A 17,929-nucleotide genomic window follows, 5' to 3' on the forward strand; every position below is an offset into this window, starting at 1 on the left:
CGATACGTCGTTCGATAGCCTCAACGCGCCCACCATGCAGACGTAAAGCGCTAAATAATGGCCCTACCACTGCCGCGATGAATGAGGCGGGTTAAAACATCGTTCTTAAAAAACTGTTTTCAACACAGCTCTTATTTTTGGCCTTAATCCGTGTGATGACTACACTACATATGGATCTATGCATATTAGGGCATACCCATGAATACCGCTTTACTATCCAACCGAGGAGTTAGCTATGTCATCTCGTGACGTTGTCATTTGCCATCCTGTTCGCACCGCCATCGGCACCTACGCCGGCAGCCTCAAAGACACCCCCGCCACGGAGCTCGGCGCGCGGGTTATTCAAGAAACCCTTGCCCGTTCCGGGCTTGCTGCCGATAAGGTGCAATCGTTGATAATGGGGCACGTTATCCAAGCGGGTTGTCGCATGAACTCGGGCCGTCAGGCCGGTATTGGTGGCGGGCTGCCGGTGGGAGTGCCAGCGCTGACCGTAAACCGGGTATGCGGTTCCGGCGCTCAAGCTGTGGCCAGTGCCGCCATGGAGATTTGGAGCGGCATGGCCGATTGCGCCATCGCTGGCGGCATGGAAAATATGGATCGTGCGCCTTATGTGCTGCCTCAGGGCCGTTGGGGCGCACGCATGGGTGACGTGACCATGTACGATACCATGCTGCTTGACGGCTTAAACGACGCCTTCAGCGGTAAACACTCCGGCTGGCACACGGAGGATTTGGTAACTCGTTATAGCATTTCCCGCGACGACCAAGACGCCTGGGCGCTACGCTCGCAGCAGCGCTTCTCCAAGGCCCAGGAGGCTGGCTATTTCGACGCTGAGATCGCCGGCGTAGAGCTCACTAGCCGCAAAGGGACCACCACGTTTGCGCGTGACGAACATAACCGCGGCGATACCACGGCAGAGTCTTTGGCGAAGCTCAAACCCGCCTTCCGCAAAGACGGCACCATCACCGCTGGCAACGCTCCCGGCCTCAATAGTGGTGCGGCGGCGATGATCGTTGCCGAGCGGGAATGGGCCGAACAGCAAGGCTTAGCTCCTGTCGCTCGCCTGGTGGCGGTTGGTATCGGCGCCGTGGACCCTGACTACTTCGGCATCGGCCCGGTACCGGCCGTTAAGCAGGCGCTTGAACGTGCCGGCTGGTCAGTTGGCGATCTGGACCGGGTGGAGATCAACGAGGCCTTCGCAGCGATTGCCCTAGCTTGCCAGCGCGAACTGGGCTTGCCAGAAGACATTGTTAACATGGAAGGCGGCGCCATCGCCCACGGTCATCCTATTGGCGCGAGCGGGGCGGTGCTCACTACCCGCCTACTGCATGCCATGCAGCGCAATGGCGAACATCGCGGTATCGTGACGCTATGCATCGGCGGCGGCCAGGGCATCGCGCTAGCGCTGGAAACACTTTGATCTAGTAAGCGGCCGCTGACACGAAGTAAGGTGTCAGCGGCTAGCTCCTTAGCGTTCTAGTGAAACTCCTTGATAACGTCCTTGTTAAAGCCCTTGTGCCCCTCGGCGCAGCCAGTCATGCACAAAGGCCAGTTTGCGCATCGCCATGTCGGATAGCACAAAGGGGTAAAGGTCCGCCAGCCCCATGGAGCGGTTGACATGGTTGACGCCAGCCACCAGCGATGCGGCGATATGAATCAATCGTTCGGCATCCGGCTCAGCGTAGGCATCCCAGCCGTAGCTATTCGGTAACGCAGGTGAGGTCATCCCAGACGACACAAAACTATCGGTGATATCCGTTAAGTGCAGCAGATGCGACGCGGTTTCGGCAAAGTCTTCATGTGGGTGCGCAGAGGCATAGGTCGTCATGAATCGCTGGCGCCAATCTGACGGGGGGCCATCTTGGTAATACCGCTGAAGTGCCGCCGGATAATCCTCACGCTCATCGCCGAACATCTCACGGAAGGCATCTAAAAAGTCATCCCGCAGGCTTAAACGCCACCACAGCATATGCGAAATTTCATGACGCATATGCCCAATCATGGTGCGATAAGGCTCTTCCAGCGCCTCGCGGCGAGTCGTGCTTAGCACCGGGTCGGCCTCGGCCACGCTGATCGTCACCACACCGCCCACATGCCCCATGGGAACTGGCGTGACCCCTTCGGCAAGCATATGAAACACCGGTGGAGCACCAGGGTCTTCAGGCCGAAACCAGTTCCAGCGGCCGAGATTATCGATGACCCAGCGCTTGGCGGCTTCTGTTTGCGTCCAGTTGGGGATAGCATTTGGAATCGAAGGATCAGGAGCCAGCGCCGTCATGGCACAAGAGCGGCAAAAAGCGCCCTGTTTGGGCGCGATCCAGTTACACCCGATCACCTCTCTGTTGGCACAAAAAGGCGGCATAGGCAAAAACGCCCGCGCCTGCGGATCGTAAGCAACCGGGGTGCCATCGGCGGTTATCAGGTTATCAAACCAGAGTGAACCAGAGCCGACAGGATTGGAAAAAACGCGCATGAGTTAAGCCCTAAAGGGAGATGTCATCTCAGTGTGGGTGAAGCCACCATGCAAAGTCTAGGAGTTTAGACGATGCTAAACTGGTCACTCGCCTAAGCCGAGGTAAAACTGTCAATATGCAGAGGCGTTTTTATTAAGCGTTTGGTCGCCATCAACGGGAGCTGAAAGTCATCATTGAACGTTAATGCTGCCGTGTTTACATCAACCTTTGCGACTTTTAGCCAAAAAGTGAGGATAGCCATATGGGACAGCATCATGGTCACCACCATCATATTGATCCTGCCTCCGGTGATCGACGCGTGACGATCTCCATCTGGGCCAACGGGTTATTGACCATTGCCCAGATTATCGGCGGCATTTTAGCGGGAAGCCTTTCGCTCATCGCGGATGCGCTGCATAATTTTTCTGACATGGCCGCGCTTGTCATTGCGTTTGCGGCCCGCAAGATAGCGAGGAGACCGGCAGACGCCCAGATGACGTTTGGCTATGGTCGAATCGAAATTGTGGCGGCACTGGTTAACTACACCACGCTGATTCTTGTCGGCGCCTATCTGATTTATGAAGGTGCCATGCGCATGATCGACCCACCCGAAATTCAGGGCTGGATGATCGTGATTATTGGCGGCGTTGCCCTTGCAGTCGATGCCCTCACGGCGCTACTCACGTGGTCAATGCAAAAAGATAGCGTCAATATCCGTGCTCTTTTTCTGCACAATCTCTCTGATGCGCTTGCTTCTGTCGCGGTGATCATTGGCGGCTCCCTCATCCTGTTATACGACATGCGCTGGGTAGACCCGGCGATTACGATCGGCATTGCTGTCTATATTCTCTATCTTGCCTTTTCTGAGATCGGCGGCCCGATCCGTACACTGATGTTGGGCTCTCCGCCCGATATAGACGGGCAAAGCGTCATTAACGCAATGTGTGACGCTGAAGGCGTTATAGAAGTGCATCACGTTCATTTATGGCAGATGGAAGAAAATACCGTCGCACTTGATTGCCACGTAGTGGTCACGGAATCCGGCTGGCAGCAGCTTGAGATGATCAAAGCCGATATAAAAAAACGACTTAAAGAGCACTTCGGCATTTCCCACTCAAGTTTGGAATTTGAGCATATTGACCGCATTCACAAGAATGCCAGCCTTTATGGGCATGAATCAGCTTGACTAATGACATGCGTGTAAAATTTCCTCAACCAACGTGGAACAACGCATTACACTATTTTGCCAGTGACGCTTAGGCCCTCAACCCACCTGGTGAAACGTTATATAGGTTTCGTATAAAAGCACTTACTTGCATAACGACGTATCGCGTGTACCCTTATTGAACAGATGTTCAATAAAATCATTCACCCTGATCATTGGAGTTTTAATGAAACAGTTCACGCTTACGATCCCCGTTGCACTATTGACTGCCGCTACCCTTCCCGCTGTTAGCCACGCGAGCACTCCCGCACTTGAAGAACAACTTGCCGAGCTTCAGCGCTTTCAAGTCATCGCCCACCGCGGCGCCAGCGGCCACGCGCCGGAAAGCAGCATGGCGGCATTGGAGCTAGCCCATGAAATGGGTGCCGATTACTTGGAGCTAGACGTTCAAATCACCGCTGATGGCGAGCTGGTCGCGTTTCACGATGACGAAATCAGCCGCACCAGCAGTGGCGAAGGCAAGATTAACGACCATACGCTTGAAGCGCTGAAAGCGCTGGATGCTGGCACGTGGTTCAACGAAGCACACCCTGATCAAGCCGAGACGGCCTTTGAAGGCGCCGAGATATTGACCCTTGATGAGGTCTTCCAGCGCTTTGGCCATGAAGCCCGCTACTACCTAGAAACCAAATCGCCCTCAATCAACCCCGGTTTGGAAGAAGCGCTGGTGGAAACGCTGGAAGCGCACGACATGATCGAAAGCGGCCGCGTGTTGGTGCAGTCCTTCGAGCAGGACAGCTTGCTCAAGATGCGTGAGCTTAATGAAAACGTGCCGTTGATCCAGCTGGTGTGGTATTACCCTGATGAAGAAGACGACTCGCGCCTACTGGAATGGACGGGCGTTACCCCAGGGCCGGGCGAGATCACCGATGCGGACTTCCAAGCGGTTGCTGACTACGCAGCGGGTATCGGCACCAATGTCACTTACGATGGCGAAGACGTGATCAACGTCGACTTTATACGCCAGGCACAGGATAACGGCTTGCCGGTGCATGTCTATACCGTCAATGAGCGCGAGGAAATGCAACGCCTGTTAGATTGGGGCGTCGACGGTATTTTCACCAACTATCCTGACCGTTTGCTGGAGGTAGTGGAGTAACGCTGTACCCATCTAAGTTGACCACCCACTATTATTGGGCGGTTATCGATACTGCTGACAAAAGGTATCGGTAACCGCCCATAAATCCGGCGTTAAGCGTTGCTCCACTTCCGTGCGGATATCATCTGGCACGCCGCCATAAAAGGCTTCAGCAATGCCCCCGGCAATACAGGCTTGGGTGTCGCTATCGCCGCCGAGCGATACCGCATTGCGCACGGCATCTTCGTAAGAGTCCGCTTCTAAAAAGGCGATGATGGCTTCGGGCACGCTGCCCTGGCAAGAAACATCAAAGCGGTAACTAGGGCGAATCTCCTCTAGCGTACGCGCAAGATCGTAATCAAACCGCTCGACAATGGCCTCGCGTATCGTGCGTTTGTCTGCACCCGTACGCGCTAAAAACACCGCAAGCGCCGTGGCTTGTGCGCCTTTTATCCCTTCGGGGTGATTATGGGTGATCTCAGCGGTCGCTTGGGCTTGAGCGAGAACGTCGGTCTCCGTTGTAAAAGCAAAGCCGACGGGGCTGACACGCATGGCGGCCCCATTTCCCCAGCTGTGATACGGCCCTGCGCTTGGACCAGCCAGCCATTGGATAAACGAACCTCCATACCCCGCGTTGGGGTACTGACACCCTATTTGCCGAACGGTTTCTGCGTAAGGCGTTTTATTGAGAATCGCACTGGCAACCGCCACGGTGAGCACGCTGTCATCCGTAAAGCACGAGCGTGGCGAAAACAACGGAAAGTCTTTGATTTTGATCGGCTGGTGTTCATACACCGAACCGACCATATCACCTGCTATCGCGCCAATCATCGGTTCCTCCGCTAGTCGGTACGCGGCGCCGCAGAACAGCATGCTCTGCTCGGCTGTTCACATTCGGCTAGGTAGCGGGCCGCTGAAAATCGTTAATTGAAATGCTGGCAAATTTTTCCAGAAAAAACACCAGTGATTCAAGATGGTGGAAGCGTTCGCTAAAGGCTTCCTGGCCTTTCGGCGAGTGGCGGGTAATGGTGGCCTCGTATTCATCACCCACTTTAAACACATTGGCGTGATTTTCGCGCCCACCTTCTTGGTGAACGGCGGTGAGCGCGGCTTGCTGCTGGAACATGCTGCGCAGCCGGTTGGCGGTGCTTCGCTCTTCTTCCGTGGCCCATAACGGCTGATCACGGTTACCGTAGTGGTAGAGCATTATGGCCAGCAATAGAGCAAAAATGCTGCTGAGCAGCATCCAGGTAAGGACCACGTTCGATACCGGCACCATTACGATGATCACCAACTGCACGCCGCCACCCACTGCCAAGATAATAGCCAGCGGGCGCCACATTCTCGGGTTCATCACCCCGCGCTGAAGACTGACTCCCCACAAACCCAGCACGGCAACAAAACCGACGACCAAATACACCGCCGCCAGCGGTGTGCCGCCGCCCATGAGCACCGCGATAATGCCGATTACCAGCAATAAGCTGTAAAACGCTGCCAAAAGGCAGTAGGCACGCTTGAGGGTCATAGAGTTCTCCTGAGCATCGTTATCATTGTTGTTATGACTGTCGTTATGCAGACATCTTGTTCCTCGGAGTATAGCCAATCCACCCAAGCGTGCCTTCAGGCCTCAGACCTACGCTCAATGCTGGGGCATGCCAGCGAAATTAACCCCTGCGAAACTAACACCGGATAAGTCCGCCATTTCTCGATTCCACGTGGCGAGGTCGTCCAAGTTAAACGCGCTTAACGAGGAATGGCCGCAGGCGCGTGCCATCACCTGCATGAGCTCGGTGGAGGCATTCAAGAAGGTATAAAGCCGCTTTGACGCCGCGTCGACGTCCAAACGCTTACGCAACGTTTCATCTTGAGTGGCAATACCTGCCGGACAAAGGTTGGTATGGCACATCCGCGCGCCCACGCACCCTATGGCTTGAATGGCACTGTTGGCCAGGGCAATACCGTCGGCACCCAGTGCCAGGGCTTTGACGTAATCCATCGGCACGCGCAGCCCGCCGGTGACAATCAGCGTGACGCGGCCACTGGCATTGTGTTGATCCAAATAGCGCCGCGCACGGGCCAGCGCAGGAATAGTGGGTACGCTGATGTGATCTCGAAACATCGTCGGAGCCGCCCCAGTACCGCCGCCACGCCCATCTAGAATCAGGTAATCCGCACCCGCATCAAGGGCAAACTGAATATCCCGCTCGATATGGTTGGCGCTGAGTTTAAAGCCTACTGGAATACCGCCTGTTAGCTCGCGGACATGCCCGGCAAAGCGTTGGAAATCCTCCACGCTGGAAAGGTCTTCAAAGGCGGGCGGTGAGTTGGCCGCGGTGCCCTCCTCCAGATTGCGCACCTGAGCAATTTTAGCGGTGTTTTTGTTCGCGGGGAGGTGCCCACCGGTGCCGGTTTTAGCTGCTTGGCCGGCTTTAAAATGAAAGGCTTGAACGTGCGCTAAAAGCGCTTCATCGTAGCCAAATTTAGCGCTGGCAAGCTCGTAAAAATAGCGTGAATTTTCTGCCTGCTCTTCGGGCAGCATGCCCCCTTCACCTGAGCAAATGCCCGTGCCCGCCATATCGGCACCTTTGGCCAGGGCCACTTTGGCTTCTTGCGACAGCGCGCCAAAGCTCATGTCAGACACCATCAATGGCGTTTTCAGCGTCAGTGGCTTCTTTGCCTCAGGGCCAATGACCAGCTCAGTCGAGACCTCGGCATCCTCCATCAATGGCTTGGTCGCCAGCTGGGCGGTCATCAACTGTATGTCATCCCACTGAGGTAAGGTGTGGCCGGGTACCCCCATCGCATCGACTGGGCCGTGGGAGCCGGTCTTTGACAACCCTTCTTTGGCCAGCTGATGAATAAACTCAACCGTGGGTTCTTCGGTGGTATTTTTAGCGGTGGGTGGGGTGTTATCCGATTTGCTGTCGTTGCTATCACCTGAACCTTCGTTGTCGTCTGAACCTTCGTTTTCGCGTGAAATGGGGCCTTCTTGACCGATATCATCGTTATCAAACTGAGCATGCGAACCATCGCAATAAGGCGGATTTTTGGTATGTTTGCAGCGACAAAGAAACGCTTCGCCGGTTCCTTCAGCCGTAAACGCTTGCGGCGTGAAACCAGTGTCAGCGTGGGAGCCATCACAGAAAGGCTGGCCGCTTGAACGCCCACAGGTACAAAAGTAGTACTCTTTACCTTTTTTTAGCTCGACACCAATAGGCGAAATTTCCGCCACGACAGGTTGGCTCATTGCTTACGTCCTCTTGTTAACATGTTTCAGTCTTAAATATCAGTTGTTACCACTTTATGCTTTCAGCCTAGCAGTTAAGCGTCAAAAACGTACCAAACGCGGTCATAGCGAGTGTCTATTGCTGCTTGTCGTTGACGCGCAAGCGGGTAATAACCGCTCATCCTGAGCCTGTCGAAGGAAGCTTGTCGAAGGCAAGACGTTGAGCCATTAGGATAAGCAAGGTTCCGAGCACGGCAGCACCGCACTATACTGAAAAAGACACATACCATTACCGCGCCTGTCGCGCTAAGGGGGCTTTATGACCACGTCTGCTCACGCTATTTACGGCCATGAAGCGCTTAGCCTACTGGCCCCTCAACCCGGCGAGCGCATTTTGATGTTGGGTTGCGGTGATGGTGATCTGATAGCGCAATTAGCCAAATGCGGCGCTGAAGTAGTAGGCGTCGATACCGCAAAAGCGCGAGTTGAGGCCGCGCAAGCGCGCGGGGTGGATGCCCGCGTCATGGATGCCTACCAAATGCCCTTCGATCACGAGTTTGATGCGGTGTTTAGCTGTGGTTTGCTGCACTGGATGCTGGACCCGCAAGCGGTATTGGCTGGCATTAAGCGGGCGCTAACGCCCGGCGGGCGTTTTGTGGCGGAGTTTGGTGGGCACGGCAATACCGCCGCGATTTGCACGGCGCTGATCGCTGCATTGCAGTTTCGTGGCATTAGCACTCACGGGCGTTACCCTTGGTATTTCCCCTCGCCAGATGAATACCGGCATGTCTTGGAAACCGTTGGGTTTAAGGTCAAAAGTATTGTGCTAGAACCCTCCCCGAAGACGCTACCCCCGGGGATGGAACGCTGGCTAACGCAGTTTGCTGAGCCATTTTTGCACGGCCTTGATGAAGACCTGCGCTTTACGATTATCGACAATGCGTTATTAACATTGGGCTACAGCCTGCGCGATAGCTATGACCACTGGACGGCGGATTACGTCTACCTCAGAGTCAGCGCGCACGTGTAACCGGTAAGGTAAAACGCCACCGAGAAAGTCTCGATGGCGTTATCTTCAAGCTCTACCGCGTCGCGGCTAGTTTTTCAGCGACTTCATGTCGATCACAAAGCGGTAGTGAACATCCCCTTTTTTCATGCGCTCAAACGCCTCGTTGATGTTCTGCATATCGATCATTTCCACATCGCAGGTGATGTTGTGCTCGGCGCAGAAATCTAAAAGCTCTTGCGTCTCGGCGATGCCGCCAATCAACGAACCCGCCAACACACGGCGCTTAAAGATCAGGTTGGCACCTTGAACCGCCGGTTCAATGGGGTCCATCAACCCGACCATGATGTGGGTGCCGTCGTACTTGAGAGTAGCAAGATAAGGATTGATATCGTGCTGTACCGGCACGGTATCGAGCATGAAATCGTACGTTTCTGCCACCGCTTTCATTTGTGCTTCGTCGGATGAGACGACGACGTGGTCAGCGCCGTGGCGCTTGGCTTCTTCGACTTTCGCGTCAGAGCGAGTAAATACCGTCACCTCTGCCCCCAGCGCTTTGGCCAGTTTCACGCCCATGTGGCCAAGGCCGCCCATGCCGATGACGCCGACCTTGTGGCCTTTTTTCACGCCATAGTGGCGAAGCGGTGAGTACGTGGTGATACCGGCACAAAGAATCGGCGCGGCCGACGGCAGGTCGATGCCTTCCGGCATGGTCAGCACAAAGGGCTCGCTGACCACAATCGATTCAGCATAGCCACCTTGGGTCATGGTGCCATCTTGGCGATCATCGCTGCCGTAGGTCATGGTGAAGCCGTTTAAGCAGTACTGCTCCACATCATCCTGGCAGGCCGAGCAAGTGCGGCACGAATCGACCATGCAGCCAACACCAACAACATCGCCAACCTTAAAACGCGTGACGTCATCACCAACGCTGGTAACACGGCCAACAATCTCATGGCCGGGCACAACAGGGTAACGCGTCAGCCCCCAATCGTTTTTGGCAAAGTGCAAATCACTGTGGCACACGCCGCAGTAAAGAATCTCAATCGCAACATCATCGGGGCGCGGCGAACGGCGATCAATCGTTAGCGGTTCAAGCGGCTTATCGTCGGCGTGGGCTGCATATGCATTCACTTCACTCATCTAGTTCTCCATTCATTGGGCGATAACATATTCATTCAAAAAAAATAATGTGCCCAGTATGTGTTGTCAGTACCTGTCATTAGTACCTGACATTAGTGCCTGTCTCGTCATCACCGACACCTAAGTGCCCGCTCAAGTTCAACGATATATAATGCTTTGTGCTGGCAGGTATCGGCGGGGAAACGGCCCAAGGCCACCGCTCGCTCGAAAAAGCCGATGGCGGGCAGGTTCTCACCTCGACGGCTAACCACCAGCGCGGCGATCATCGGCCGCTCGGCGGCGACATCCTCCGCCATGAGCTGCTCAAGCGCTTGGGCAACGCGCTGAATAGTGCGCGGTGGCGCAAGCCCAAGCGCATGGGCCACTTGCTGGTAAGTCATGGGTAATGCGTCATCAGGTGTATTCACCAGCAGTGCGCGCACCTCGGGTGCGATGTCTGCGTTCGTATCGCGCTGCGTCATTAACGATCCAGCAAGGCCATAAACTGTGCCAACCACGCGGGGTGAGCAGGCCAAGCCGGTGCGGTGACAAGGTTACCGTCGGTGACGGCATCGGTCACTTCCAGGTCCGCAAAGCGTCCTCCCGCCAGCTCGACTTCCGGCTGACACGCCGGGTAAGCCGAGCACTGCTTGCCCTCCAACACCTTGGCGGCAGCGAGTAGCTGCGCGGCATGACAGATCGCCGCTACGGGCTTATTTGCTTCAAAAAAGTGCTGAATCATTGTTAGCACTTCTTTATTTAAACGCAGGTATTCCGGCGCGCGGCCTCCTGGCAGGACCAAAGCATCGTAATCGGCAGGATTAATGCTTGCAAAATCAGCGGTTAGTGCAAAACGGTGACCCGGTTTTTCGGTATACGTTTGGTCGCCTTCAAAATCATGAATCGCGGTGGCAACGCTATCACCCGCTTTTTTATCCGGGCACACGGCATCAACCTGGTGACCTACCGCCATCAATGCTTGGAAGGGCACCATGGTTTCGTAATCTTCGGTAAAGTCACCGGTAATCATTAGGATACGCTTGCCGCTCATGTCGGTACTCCTCGCCGTTAAGCAGTGAAAAATACTGCTGGATTAGTGGCAACTGCAATCTGTGGCAACTGCAAGGATGAGTGTAGTAGAAAGATGAAATAGAAAAGCCAAGATTGCCGCCTTCAGGCAGCAAATGAAACGTGTTGAACACGAAAAGCGACACCGCAGAGACATCAAAGCACAAACCACGTCACAATATGCTAGCCTTTTGCGCTGAACTCACAAGCGCCTCGCCCTTTCATTCTGCTATTAAAAGTGCTCAGCCATGACAAAAAATGCTCCTAGCCAACGCCCACTGTCACCGTGCATACAGGTTTGTCGCATCGAAAATAACACACAGACTTGCAAGGGCTGTGGACGCACGCTAGACGAGATTGCCGGTTGGGGCCACATGACCGAGACGGAAAAGGCTCCGGTGTGGAATCGATTAGAAGCGCAAGGTTACTGGCCACTCTCAGCCATGAAGGAATGACGGTCGCTTAAGATGTGGTGAAGGTTGCCGCAATAGACCAGCGGATCGCCGCAGTTGATCACGATATCGGATTTTGCCAGCACGTAACTGCGCCCGGTGATGGTATTTTCCACTACCTGATAAGCCCCCTCTGTATGAGTGCCGGTAAAGGTGCCAATAAAGCCGGTTTCGCGTAGCGAGACGGTTTCCAGCTTATCGCCAAGCGCAAGCCGCCCTTCATAATGCATCAAGGCTAGCCGCGCCGAGGTGCCGGTGCCGGTGGTGCTGCGGCAAATAACGCCAGGATGAACGTAGGTGGTGGAACGCGAACGCACATAGCCTTCAGCGATGCGTTCTTCCGGGCCCATAAAGTGCAGAAACGGCAGTGGCCCGACATCGCCTAAGGTGTAGTGGGAGAACCCCCGTTCGGCTTTAATCGCCTCCACGATTTTATACGCGCAGTCAGCCAATGCGCGCTCTTCTTCGCGGACCAACTTAAAGCCTAGCGCCTCGGCCTCGACCAATGCGTAAAAACCGCCGCTGTAGGCGATGGAATAGGTGACTTCACCGATATCGGGCACGTTGATAGTGGCGCGATACGTATCAATGTAGCTGGGCAGCCCTTCGCAAGTCACCGCCTCCACCACGCCGTTTTTCACCGTCGCTTCGATATTTACCAGCCCCGCCGGCGCTTCGAGCTTAAAGTGCTGCACGCCCTCTTGTTTGGCCACGATGCCACTTTCCAGCACAGCCGTGGCGGTACATAGCGTGTTGGAACCAGAGTAAATCGGGTAGCCCATGACCTCCATGATGATGTAGCCCGCGACCGCTTGCGGATCGCAGGGCGGCACCAACAAATCCACCGACATTTCCGCAATGCCGTAAGGCTCGGTTAAGAGCAGCTCGCGCAGGCCATCGGCGTCGTCGCGCAGGTACTCCATCTGCTCGCGCACCGTGGCGCCCGGCAGTAAATCGATGCCGCCGGTGACAATCCGGCTCACATCGCCGCCCGCGTGGGTGTCCATTAGTTGGATGGTATGGATGGTATTCATGCGGCGGCTCACTTAATTGTTAGAAGGATTTAGGGCAAACGGGGCGCCGTGGGTATCCCACTGGCTATCCGGAACGATCACAATTTTGCCTAGGTAGTTACTGTCGCGATTGACGAAGTAGCGTTCGGCTTCGTGCAGCTCAGAAAGCTTAAACGCGGCGTGGAGCACCGGCTTAAGCTCACCACTGCGAATCCACTCCATCAACTGTTCGGCCTCTTCACGGGTGCCGTGTGAGACGCCGAAAATCTGCACTTGATACAGGTAAATCCGCGTCCACATCATCTCGCTGACGTTGCCGCCGCTGGCACCGGCAATCGAGAGGCGCGGGTAGGTGGTGCGCGCGTTCATGTCCTGAATCATGGTGTCAATAAAGAGGTTCGTCATCTCACCGCCCACCAAATCCATCACTGCGTCAATCGGTGCGCCGGCGGTTGCCTTAAGCACACGATCCACGAACGTTGGCAAATCATCGCGGTCAATCACCGCCTCGGCGCCAAGTTCAAGCAGTGCATCGGCTTTATCGGGCTGGCTCACCGCGTAGGGAATTGCCCCGACCACGCGGCAAAGCTGAATCAACGCCGTGCCCACACCGCCGCTGGCACCGCTCACCAGCACGCGCTCCCCGGTACTCACCTTGGCGGCGGTCATCATGTGGTACGCGGTTTGGTACGAGCACATGCCCATGGCGGCAAGTTCGGCGTCGCTGAGGTCAGGGTTAGGAATGGCATAAAACTGATCCGCCGGCAGCGCAACGTACTCGGCAAAGCCGCCATCTGCGCCGTGGCCGTAATAATCCGGCGTTAGGTTGATATCGCGGCGTGCATCCGCGTAGAGATTAAAATCCAGAAGGCCACGCTCGCCCACCCGCGTGGGGGCAACGCCCTCGCCCACGGCGACCACGCGCCCGGCGATATCCGCGCCTTGAATGCGCGGAAAGGTCAGCGTCGGCTCGCCGCCCATGGCAAACGAGGTTACGTCCTCTTTCTCTTTGGTTGGGTAGAGCCCTTCGCGCGCCTTACGATCGGTGTTGTTCTTGGCGGTTGCGGTCACTTGTACCAGCACTTCGCCAGGCCCTGGCGTTGGCACGGGGACATCGTCGCGGTAGTCAAGCTTCTCAATGCCACCGTGCCCAGTCAGCACCATAGCGGCCATGCGGGTGGGCAGGTTAGCGATGTTATCTGCCATGGCTGACTCCTCTTGGTTGTCGTTAATCAAGCCATGACGATAACAAACTTTCGCGGCGTCGCCATGGGGCATACACGCAATCACCCCACTTATCGCAACAGGTTAAAACCAGCGCTGACGCTTGAAGATCCAAATGAGCGCGATGCCAATACCCAGCATGACACCCCAAACAAAGAAATAGCCATAGCGGTAGCCAAGCTCGGGCATGTATTCAAAGTTCATGCCGTAAATACCGGCGATAAACGTCAGCGGCACAAAAATGGCGGTGATTACCGTTAGTACGCGCATGGTGATATTAAGCTGGTGCGAGGAAATCGAGATGTAGCCATCGACCAAGTCACCGCAAATGTCGTAATACATCTGCGTAAGGGTATAGAGGCGCTCAAAGCGATCTTCCACATCGGTGATGGCGTGCAGCGTTTCGCTATCGCCGCGGGGCAGATGGGCATAGTCGTAAGCGGTAAGCTCTTGCGTGATGCCCTTGTGATAGCTAAACACGCGGCGCATTTTAACCAACCGCGAACGGTAGGCAGTAATACGCCGCATCAGATCGTCGTTGCCCGCCGCTAGCAGCTCATCTTCGATATCGCTCAATGCGGTTTCAAATTGCAATAGGCTATCGATATAAAACCCGGCCGAGGTGTACATCACGCGCAGCGCGACTCGCTCGGGCGATTGGCGCAAAAGTGCGGCCCCCGCCTCGTTGAATAAGCGCTCAATACTCAGGGCTTCGCCGGCGTGCAAGGTGATCAAAAAACGCTCGCCGATGAAAAAGCTCACCTGTTGCGGCACGTAGTTAAGCTCAGCATCAAACGAAGAGATGCCGCGATAGATAATCAGCGTGTGCGTTTCAAACTCTTCGATCTTCGGCGGATGACGTTCTTTATGGGCATCTTGAATCGCAAGCGGATGGCATTCAAAGGATTCAAGCAATGCCCGTTCTTGCGTTTGCTCCACGCCACGCATGTCGATCCAGACATGGCTTTGAGGGGTTTCGCGAAAGCGCGCGATCAGCGTTTCATCGCCTTCTTGCGTGGTGCCATCCGGCAGTGTGAGTAATACGCGTATCATGCGTCTCCTTACTGGTCATTCTTTAATCGGCGACTTTCACTTGCGCTTTGCCAGCGTGCTTGGCGTCGTACATGGCGACGTCGGCACGTTTTAACAACTCTTGCGCGGTTTCCTCGCTCGCCGGGGCGTAGCTTGCCACGCCAATACTGGTGCTGACACTAAGTGACAGGTCGCCAACCCGGATCGGTGTCTCGATGGTCTGAATCAGCTTTTCCGCCAGCCCCAGCATCGCCTCGGGCGCCATCCCTTCTAATATCATCACAAACTCATCGCCCGCCCAGCGTGCGACATAATCGGTTTCGCGCACGCTGTGGCGTAGGCGCTTGGCAATTTCTCGCAGCAGCTCATCCCCCGCGGCGTGCCCATAACGGTCGTTCACGGCTTTAAAACCATCCAGGTCTAAAAACAACGCCGCGAGCGGCTGGTTAAGCCGCCGCACGCGGGCCATTGCCTCGGGCAGCCGTTCATCCAACGCCCGCCGGTTAGGCAAGAGCGTGAGTACATCCTGGCGGGCTTCCCGATCACGCATCCGCTCTAGCTGGCGACGCTCGGTAATGTCGTGAAGAAAGAGGCTATAACGCTTTTTACCTTCAATGCGCAGCGACTTCATTCGCACCTCAACCGGCATCTCGAGACCATCCCGGCGATACGCGTTGAGTTCGATGGGTTTGGTTTCATCGTACGGCGGGACACCCTGAGGGAAGATCAACGCGTGCAGCGGCTGCCCTAACGTCTCGTGAGGCGACCAGCCAAACATCGCCGTCGCGGCACGATTCCAATCCAGTACGCGGTAATTTTCATCCGCGCTAATATAGGCATCGTACGCCGATTCAATCACTAAATTCAGCTCGCGGGTGCGCCGTTCAATTTGCTCCTCCAAGCTTCTGTGCAGCGCGTCAAGCTCGCGTTGTGATGCCGCGCGGCGCTGCTGCTCTTGGGTCAAATGCTCGCGCAGGCGAATCTCGTCATTCAAGATGCCGGTCAAGTCTTTCAGTGCGGCAAGTTCCTCTTCGCACAGGGGACGCGGTTGCGTATCCACGGCGCAAAGCGAACCGAGCGCATAGCCCTCAGACGTGATAAGCGGTATGCCGGCGTAAAAGCGGATACCATTTTCGCAATCGACTAACGGATTGGCACTAAAGCGCGGATCTTGGCGTGCATCTTCCACTACCAAGGAGGCGCCCTCAGCGATGGTATGCGAACAAAACGCCACGCTTCGCGGTGTTTCGCGGGTGTCGGTGCCCACGCGCGATTTAATCCACTGACGGTCGGCGTCAATTAGCGTCACTGTCGCAATGGGGACGTTGAGCAGTTGGGTAACCAGCCGGGTGACCCGGTCAAACACCGGGTCATCAGGGGTATCTAGCAGTTTAAGCTGATGAAGCACAGCCAGGCGCTGGGCTTCATTGGCAGGAACAGGGTAGTCAAGCATAGAGGCGAATCACGTTTATATTTTTTCTAGCATAACGCGTTAAACGCCTCACTTCTGCCGTTACGCTGACTTTCTATCAACGCGCCCGGTTCATTTTTGCCATTAACACGCTAACAAGTGTAGACGCCACCAGCGCCCCTAAAAATGGCGGCAGCGTGGGGATACTATTGGGGAAGCTCGCGGCCATCAGCCCAGCGCTTACGCTACCTTGCGCTACCCAACCAGGAAGAATGGCACCAAGCATGCCGGCGACGCCACCGGCCACCGCCGCCAGCGGCGTCATGCGCCGCCATAAGCCGAGCAGCACCGGAATCACGATCGCTGCGCAGAGCAGATCGGCGATCAAAAATAGCCGCAACACAGAGAGCCCCTGCAGGGCAACCACGACGACCGGCACCATCAGCGCCACCGTGCCCCACCGCGCCGCCGCCAGCGACCACTGGCGTTGGCGGCTATTGCCCGCCGCTAATGAGGCGATGCCGTTTTGCAGGGTATCGACACTCGACGCCACCAACGTGACCGCCAGGATCAATGCCGGCAGCGCCAGCCAGCTGGGCGCCTCGCTTAACAGCGCAAAAAAGGGAATCGGCGGCTCTCCCAGGGCAACACCGCTCATCGCGGCGAGCATCCCAAGCCCCCCAATGAGCATCACCACCAGCACCGTCGCACCGCCGCCAAGCCAGGCGCCGCGCCCCAGGCTTTGGTTATTTTCAGCAGCCCATACCCGCTGCCAATAGCCTTGGTGAAACAAGTTTGCCGCGGTCACCGCAATCACCAGAGTCAGCGCCACGCTCAAGGCACTCCCTATTGGGGCGCTTGGCATCGTGGCGGTTTGCGGCAATTCAGGCAACGCCGTGAGCGCAACGCCGCCCACGATCAACAACAGCGCGATTAACAACCACGCTTGCCAGCGATCGGTGGCCAGGCTCGCCCGCAGGCCACCCACGGCGGTATAAGCCAACGTTGTTAAGGCCACGCCCAAGATCACCAGCGCCGGCGGCACGTCGGATAGAAGCGAGGTAATCGCGCCGATAGCGGTTAACTCGGCGGCGAGAAAGCACGCCATATAGGCCACCGACACCAACGACACCCAGCGCCGCACGCCGCGCCCATAACAGGCCTCGGCAAACTCGGCAATACTGCGCCCCTGCGGCAACGCCTGGCGGATTTTGGGGCCGTAAAGGCCCAGTACGATAAACGGCAGCGCCGAGCCAATCGCGTAGCCGGCAAGGGCTACCGGACCGACAAAGGCGCCGATTTCCGGCGGCGCAAACAAAATCCACGCGCCCATTCCCGAGGCCAAAAACGAAAGCCCTAACGTTCCCGCCGATTGGGAATTGCGCGCGGTGACGTAGTCATCTAGCAAGCCGTCAGCGCGGCGTGCGCGCAGGCCAAGGTAAGCAAAACAGAAAAGCGCCGCGGCTAGCGCCGCAGTGGTTAGGTAAGGCATGTCGCACTTCCTCCGCCGGTACGAACCGGATCAGGTTCCAGGGTCAGCACGAATGTGTGCGCTCTCAGCCCAATGGGCTCCCCTGGCGACAGTGAATTGAATTGTGATTGCGGTCATCCGCGTTGCG

The 17,929-nt window shown here is 56.2% G+C and carries 17 protein-coding genes and 1 riboswitch; of the genes, 5 read left to right on the top strand and 12 right to left on the bottom strand.

Annotated elements, in window-relative coordinates:
* Nucleotides 1-235: 235 nt before the first annotated feature.
* The gene (locus QC823_RS01205; RefSeq protein WP_309654540.1) at nucleotides 236-1,420 is read left to right on the top strand and encodes a thiolase family protein; all 1,185 of its coding nucleotides are present in this window, start codon (nucleotides 236-238) and stop codon (nucleotides 1,418-1,420) included.
* Between the two features lie 84 nt (nucleotides 1,421-1,504).
* On the opposite strand, the gene QC823_RS01210 is transcribed toward QC823_RS01205, so the two are convergent.
* Nucleotides 1,505-2,473: a zinc-binding metallopeptidase family protein gene (locus tag QC823_RS01210; protein ID WP_309654541.1), complete on the bottom strand. Its 969-nt coding sequence runs from the start codon at nucleotides 2,471-2,473 to the stop codon at nucleotides 1,505-1,507.
* Between the two features lie 242 nt (nucleotides 2,474-2,715).
* Between QC823_RS01210 and QC823_RS01215 the strand changes: the two genes are divergently transcribed.
* A complete protein-coding gene (locus tag QC823_RS01215) occupies nucleotides 2,716-3,639 on the top strand; it encodes a cation diffusion facilitator family transporter (protein ID WP_309654542.1) in 924 nt (307 codons plus the stop codon).
* A 205-nt stretch (nucleotides 3,640-3,844) separates the two neighbouring features.
* Nucleotides 3,845-4,777 carry a glycerophosphodiester phosphodiesterase gene (locus QC823_RS01220; RefSeq protein WP_309654543.1) on the top strand — a complete coding sequence of 311 codons (933 nt, stop codon included), beginning with the start codon at nucleotides 3,845-3,847 and terminating at the stop codon, nucleotides 4,775-4,777.
* 42 nt (nucleotides 4,778-4,819) lie between these two features.
* Here the strand turns inward: QC823_RS01220 and QC823_RS01225 are convergent, their stop codons facing one another.
* The 3 genes from QC823_RS01225 to QC823_RS01235 all read right to left on the bottom strand — a co-directional run bounded on the left by QC823_RS01225 (nucleotide 4,820) and on the right by QC823_RS01235 (nucleotide 8,003).
* The gene (locus QC823_RS01225) at nucleotides 4,820-5,587 is read right to left on the bottom strand and encodes an ADP-ribosylglycohydrolase family protein (protein WP_309654544.1); all 768 of its coding nucleotides are present in this window, start codon (nucleotides 5,585-5,587) and stop codon (nucleotides 4,820-4,822) included.
* A gap of 67 nt (nucleotides 5,588-5,654) precedes the next feature.
* Nucleotides 5,655-6,281 carry a hypothetical protein gene (locus QC823_RS01230; RefSeq protein ID WP_309654545.1) on the bottom strand — a complete coding sequence of 209 codons (627 nt, stop codon included), beginning with the start codon at nucleotides 6,279-6,281 and terminating at the stop codon, nucleotides 5,655-5,657.
* A 114-nt stretch (nucleotides 6,282-6,395) separates the two neighbouring features.
* Complete coding sequence (locus QC823_RS01235) at nucleotides 6,396-8,003, bottom strand: glutamate synthase-related protein (protein ID WP_309654546.1); 1,608 nt, start codon at nucleotides 8,001-8,003, stop codon at nucleotides 6,396-6,398.
* Between the two features lie 298 nt (nucleotides 8,004-8,301).
* Between QC823_RS01235 and QC823_RS01240 the strand changes: the two genes are divergently transcribed.
* Nucleotides 8,302-9,012 (top strand): class I SAM-dependent methyltransferase, encoded by a 711-nt coding sequence (locus QC823_RS01240; protein WP_309654547.1) that lies wholly within the window; start codon nucleotides 8,302-8,304, stop codon nucleotides 9,010-9,012.
* Between the two features lie 66 nt (nucleotides 9,013-9,078).
* Here the strand turns inward: QC823_RS01240 and QC823_RS01245 are convergent, their stop codons facing one another.
* The 3 genes from QC823_RS01245 to QC823_RS01255 form a co-directional block, all read right to left on the bottom strand.
* Nucleotides 9,079-10,131: an NAD(P)-dependent alcohol dehydrogenase gene (locus tag QC823_RS01245; protein ID WP_309654548.1), complete on the bottom strand. Its 1,053-nt coding sequence runs from the start codon at nucleotides 10,129-10,131 to the stop codon at nucleotides 9,079-9,081.
* Nucleotides 10,132-10,241: 110 nt separating this feature from the next.
* On the bottom strand, nucleotides 10,242-10,592 hold the full coding sequence (locus tag QC823_RS01250; RefSeq protein ID WP_309654549.1) for a hypothetical protein: 351 nt from the start codon (nucleotides 10,590-10,592) through the stop codon (nucleotides 10,242-10,244).
* Nucleotides 10,592-11,161, bottom strand: coding sequence for a DJ-1/PfpI family protein (locus tag QC823_RS01255; protein ID WP_309654550.1), 570 nt, complete (start codon nucleotides 11,159-11,161; stop codon nucleotides 10,592-10,594). The genes QC823_RS01250 and QC823_RS01255 overlap by 1 nt, the downstream gene beginning before the upstream one ends.
* A gap of 265 nt (nucleotides 11,162-11,426) precedes the next feature.
* Between QC823_RS01255 and QC823_RS01260 the strand changes: the two genes are divergently transcribed.
* Nucleotides 11,427-11,633: a DUF1289 domain-containing protein gene (locus tag QC823_RS01260; RefSeq protein ID WP_309654551.1), complete on the top strand. Its 207-nt coding sequence runs from the start codon at nucleotides 11,427-11,429 to the stop codon at nucleotides 11,631-11,633.
* Here QC823_RS01260 and QC823_RS01265 read toward each other — a convergent pair.
* From QC823_RS01265 to QC823_RS01285, 5 genes are all read right to left on the bottom strand, one after another.
* Entirely contained in the window at nucleotides 11,603-12,664 is a 1,062-nt protein-coding gene (locus QC823_RS01265; protein WP_309654552.1) for a proline racemase family protein, read from the bottom strand. The two genes, QC823_RS01260 and QC823_RS01265, sit on opposite strands and share 31 nt — an antisense overlap.
* A 12-nt stretch (nucleotides 12,665-12,676) precedes the next feature.
* Nucleotides 12,677-13,849, bottom strand: a complete 1,173-nt coding sequence (locus tag QC823_RS01270) for an alcohol dehydrogenase catalytic domain-containing protein (RefSeq protein ID WP_309654553.1) — start codon at nucleotides 13,847-13,849, stop codon at nucleotides 12,677-12,679.
* A gap of 102 nt (nucleotides 13,850-13,951) precedes the next feature.
* Nucleotides 13,952-14,920: a magnesium/cobalt transporter CorA gene (gene corA, locus QC823_RS01275; protein WP_309654554.1), complete on the bottom strand. Its 969-nt coding sequence runs from the start codon at nucleotides 14,918-14,920 to the stop codon at nucleotides 13,952-13,954.
* A gap of 22 nt (nucleotides 14,921-14,942) precedes the next feature.
* A complete protein-coding gene (locus QC823_RS01280) occupies nucleotides 14,943-16,352 on the bottom strand; it encodes a sensor domain-containing diguanylate cyclase (protein WP_309654555.1) in 1,410 nt (469 codons plus the stop codon).
* 76 nt (nucleotides 16,353-16,428) lie between these two features.
* Nucleotides 16,429-17,802, bottom strand: coding sequence for an SLC5/6 family protein (locus QC823_RS01285; protein WP_309654556.1), 1,374 nt, complete (start codon nucleotides 17,800-17,802; stop codon nucleotides 16,429-16,431).
* A riboswitch (TPP riboswitch) is annotated at nucleotides 17,792-17,896 on the bottom strand. (Overlaps the previous gene by 11 nt.)
* Between the last annotated feature and the right edge of the window lie 33 nt (nucleotides 17,897-17,929).

Source organism: Vreelandella vilamensis (genome assembly GCF_031451755.1).
GTDB classification, from domain to species: domain Bacteria; phylum Pseudomonadota; class Gammaproteobacteria; order Pseudomonadales; family Halomonadaceae; genus Vreelandella; species Vreelandella vilamensis.

What these genes read in the sequence shown, in the direction of transcription:
- QC823_RS01205 (WP_309654540.1), top strand. Translation starts at nt 236, where the DNA reads ATGTCATCTCGTGACGTTGTCATTTGCCATCCTGTTCGCACCGCCATC.
- QC823_RS01210 (WP_309654541.1), bottom strand. Translation starts at nt 2,473, where the DNA reads ATGCGCGTTTTTTCCAATCCTGTCGGCTCTGGTTCACTCTGGTTTGAT.
- QC823_RS01215 (WP_309654542.1), top strand. Translation starts at nt 2,716, where the DNA reads ATGGGACAGCATCATGGTCACCACCATCATATTGATCCTGCCTCCGGT.
- QC823_RS01220 (WP_309654543.1), top strand. Translation starts at nt 3,845, where the DNA reads ATGAAACAGTTCACGCTTACGATCCCCGTTGCACTATTGACTGCCGCT.
- QC823_RS01225 (WP_309654544.1), bottom strand. Translation starts at nt 5,587, where the DNA reads ATGATTGGCGCGATAGCAGGTGATATGGTCGGTTCGGTGTATGAACAC.
- QC823_RS01230 (WP_309654545.1), bottom strand. Translation starts at nt 6,281, where the DNA reads ATGACCCTCAAGCGTGCCTACTGCCTTTTGGCAGCGTTTTACAGCTTA.
- QC823_RS01235 (WP_309654546.1), bottom strand. Translation starts at nt 8,003, where the DNA reads ATGAGCCAACCTGTCGTGGCGGAAATTTCGCCTATTGGTGTCGAGCTA.
- QC823_RS01240 (WP_309654547.1), top strand. Translation starts at nt 8,302, where the DNA reads ATGACCACGTCTGCTCACGCTATTTACGGCCATGAAGCGCTTAGCCTA.
- QC823_RS01245 (WP_309654548.1), bottom strand. Translation starts at nt 10,131, where the DNA reads ATGAGTGAAGTGAATGCATATGCAGCCCACGCCGACGATAAGCCGCTT.
- QC823_RS01250 (WP_309654549.1), bottom strand. Translation starts at nt 10,592, where the DNA reads ATGACGCAGCGCGATACGAACGCAGACATCGCACCCGAGGTGCGCGCA.
- QC823_RS01255 (WP_309654550.1), bottom strand. Translation starts at nt 11,161, where the DNA reads ATGAGCGGCAAGCGTATCCTAATGATTACCGGTGACTTTACCGAAGAT.
- QC823_RS01260 (WP_309654551.1), top strand. Translation starts at nt 11,427, where the DNA reads ATGACAAAAAATGCTCCTAGCCAACGCCCACTGTCACCGTGCATACAG.
- QC823_RS01265 (WP_309654552.1), bottom strand. Translation starts at nt 12,664, where the DNA reads ATGAATACCATCCATACCATCCAACTAATGGACACCCACGCGGGCGGC.
- QC823_RS01270 (WP_309654553.1), bottom strand. Translation starts at nt 13,849, where the DNA reads ATGGCAGATAACATCGCTAACCTGCCCACCCGCATGGCCGCTATGGTG.
- corA (WP_309654554.1), bottom strand. Translation starts at nt 14,920, where the DNA reads ATGATACGCGTATTACTCACACTGCCGGATGGCACCACGCAAGAAGGC.
- QC823_RS01280 (WP_309654555.1), bottom strand. Translation starts at nt 16,352, where the DNA reads ATGCTTGACTACCCTGTTCCTGCCAATGAAGCCCAGCGCCTGGCTGTG.
- QC823_RS01285 (WP_309654556.1), bottom strand. Translation starts at nt 17,802, where the DNA reads ATGCCTTACCTAACCACTGCGGCGCTAGCCGCGGCGCTTTTCTGTTTT.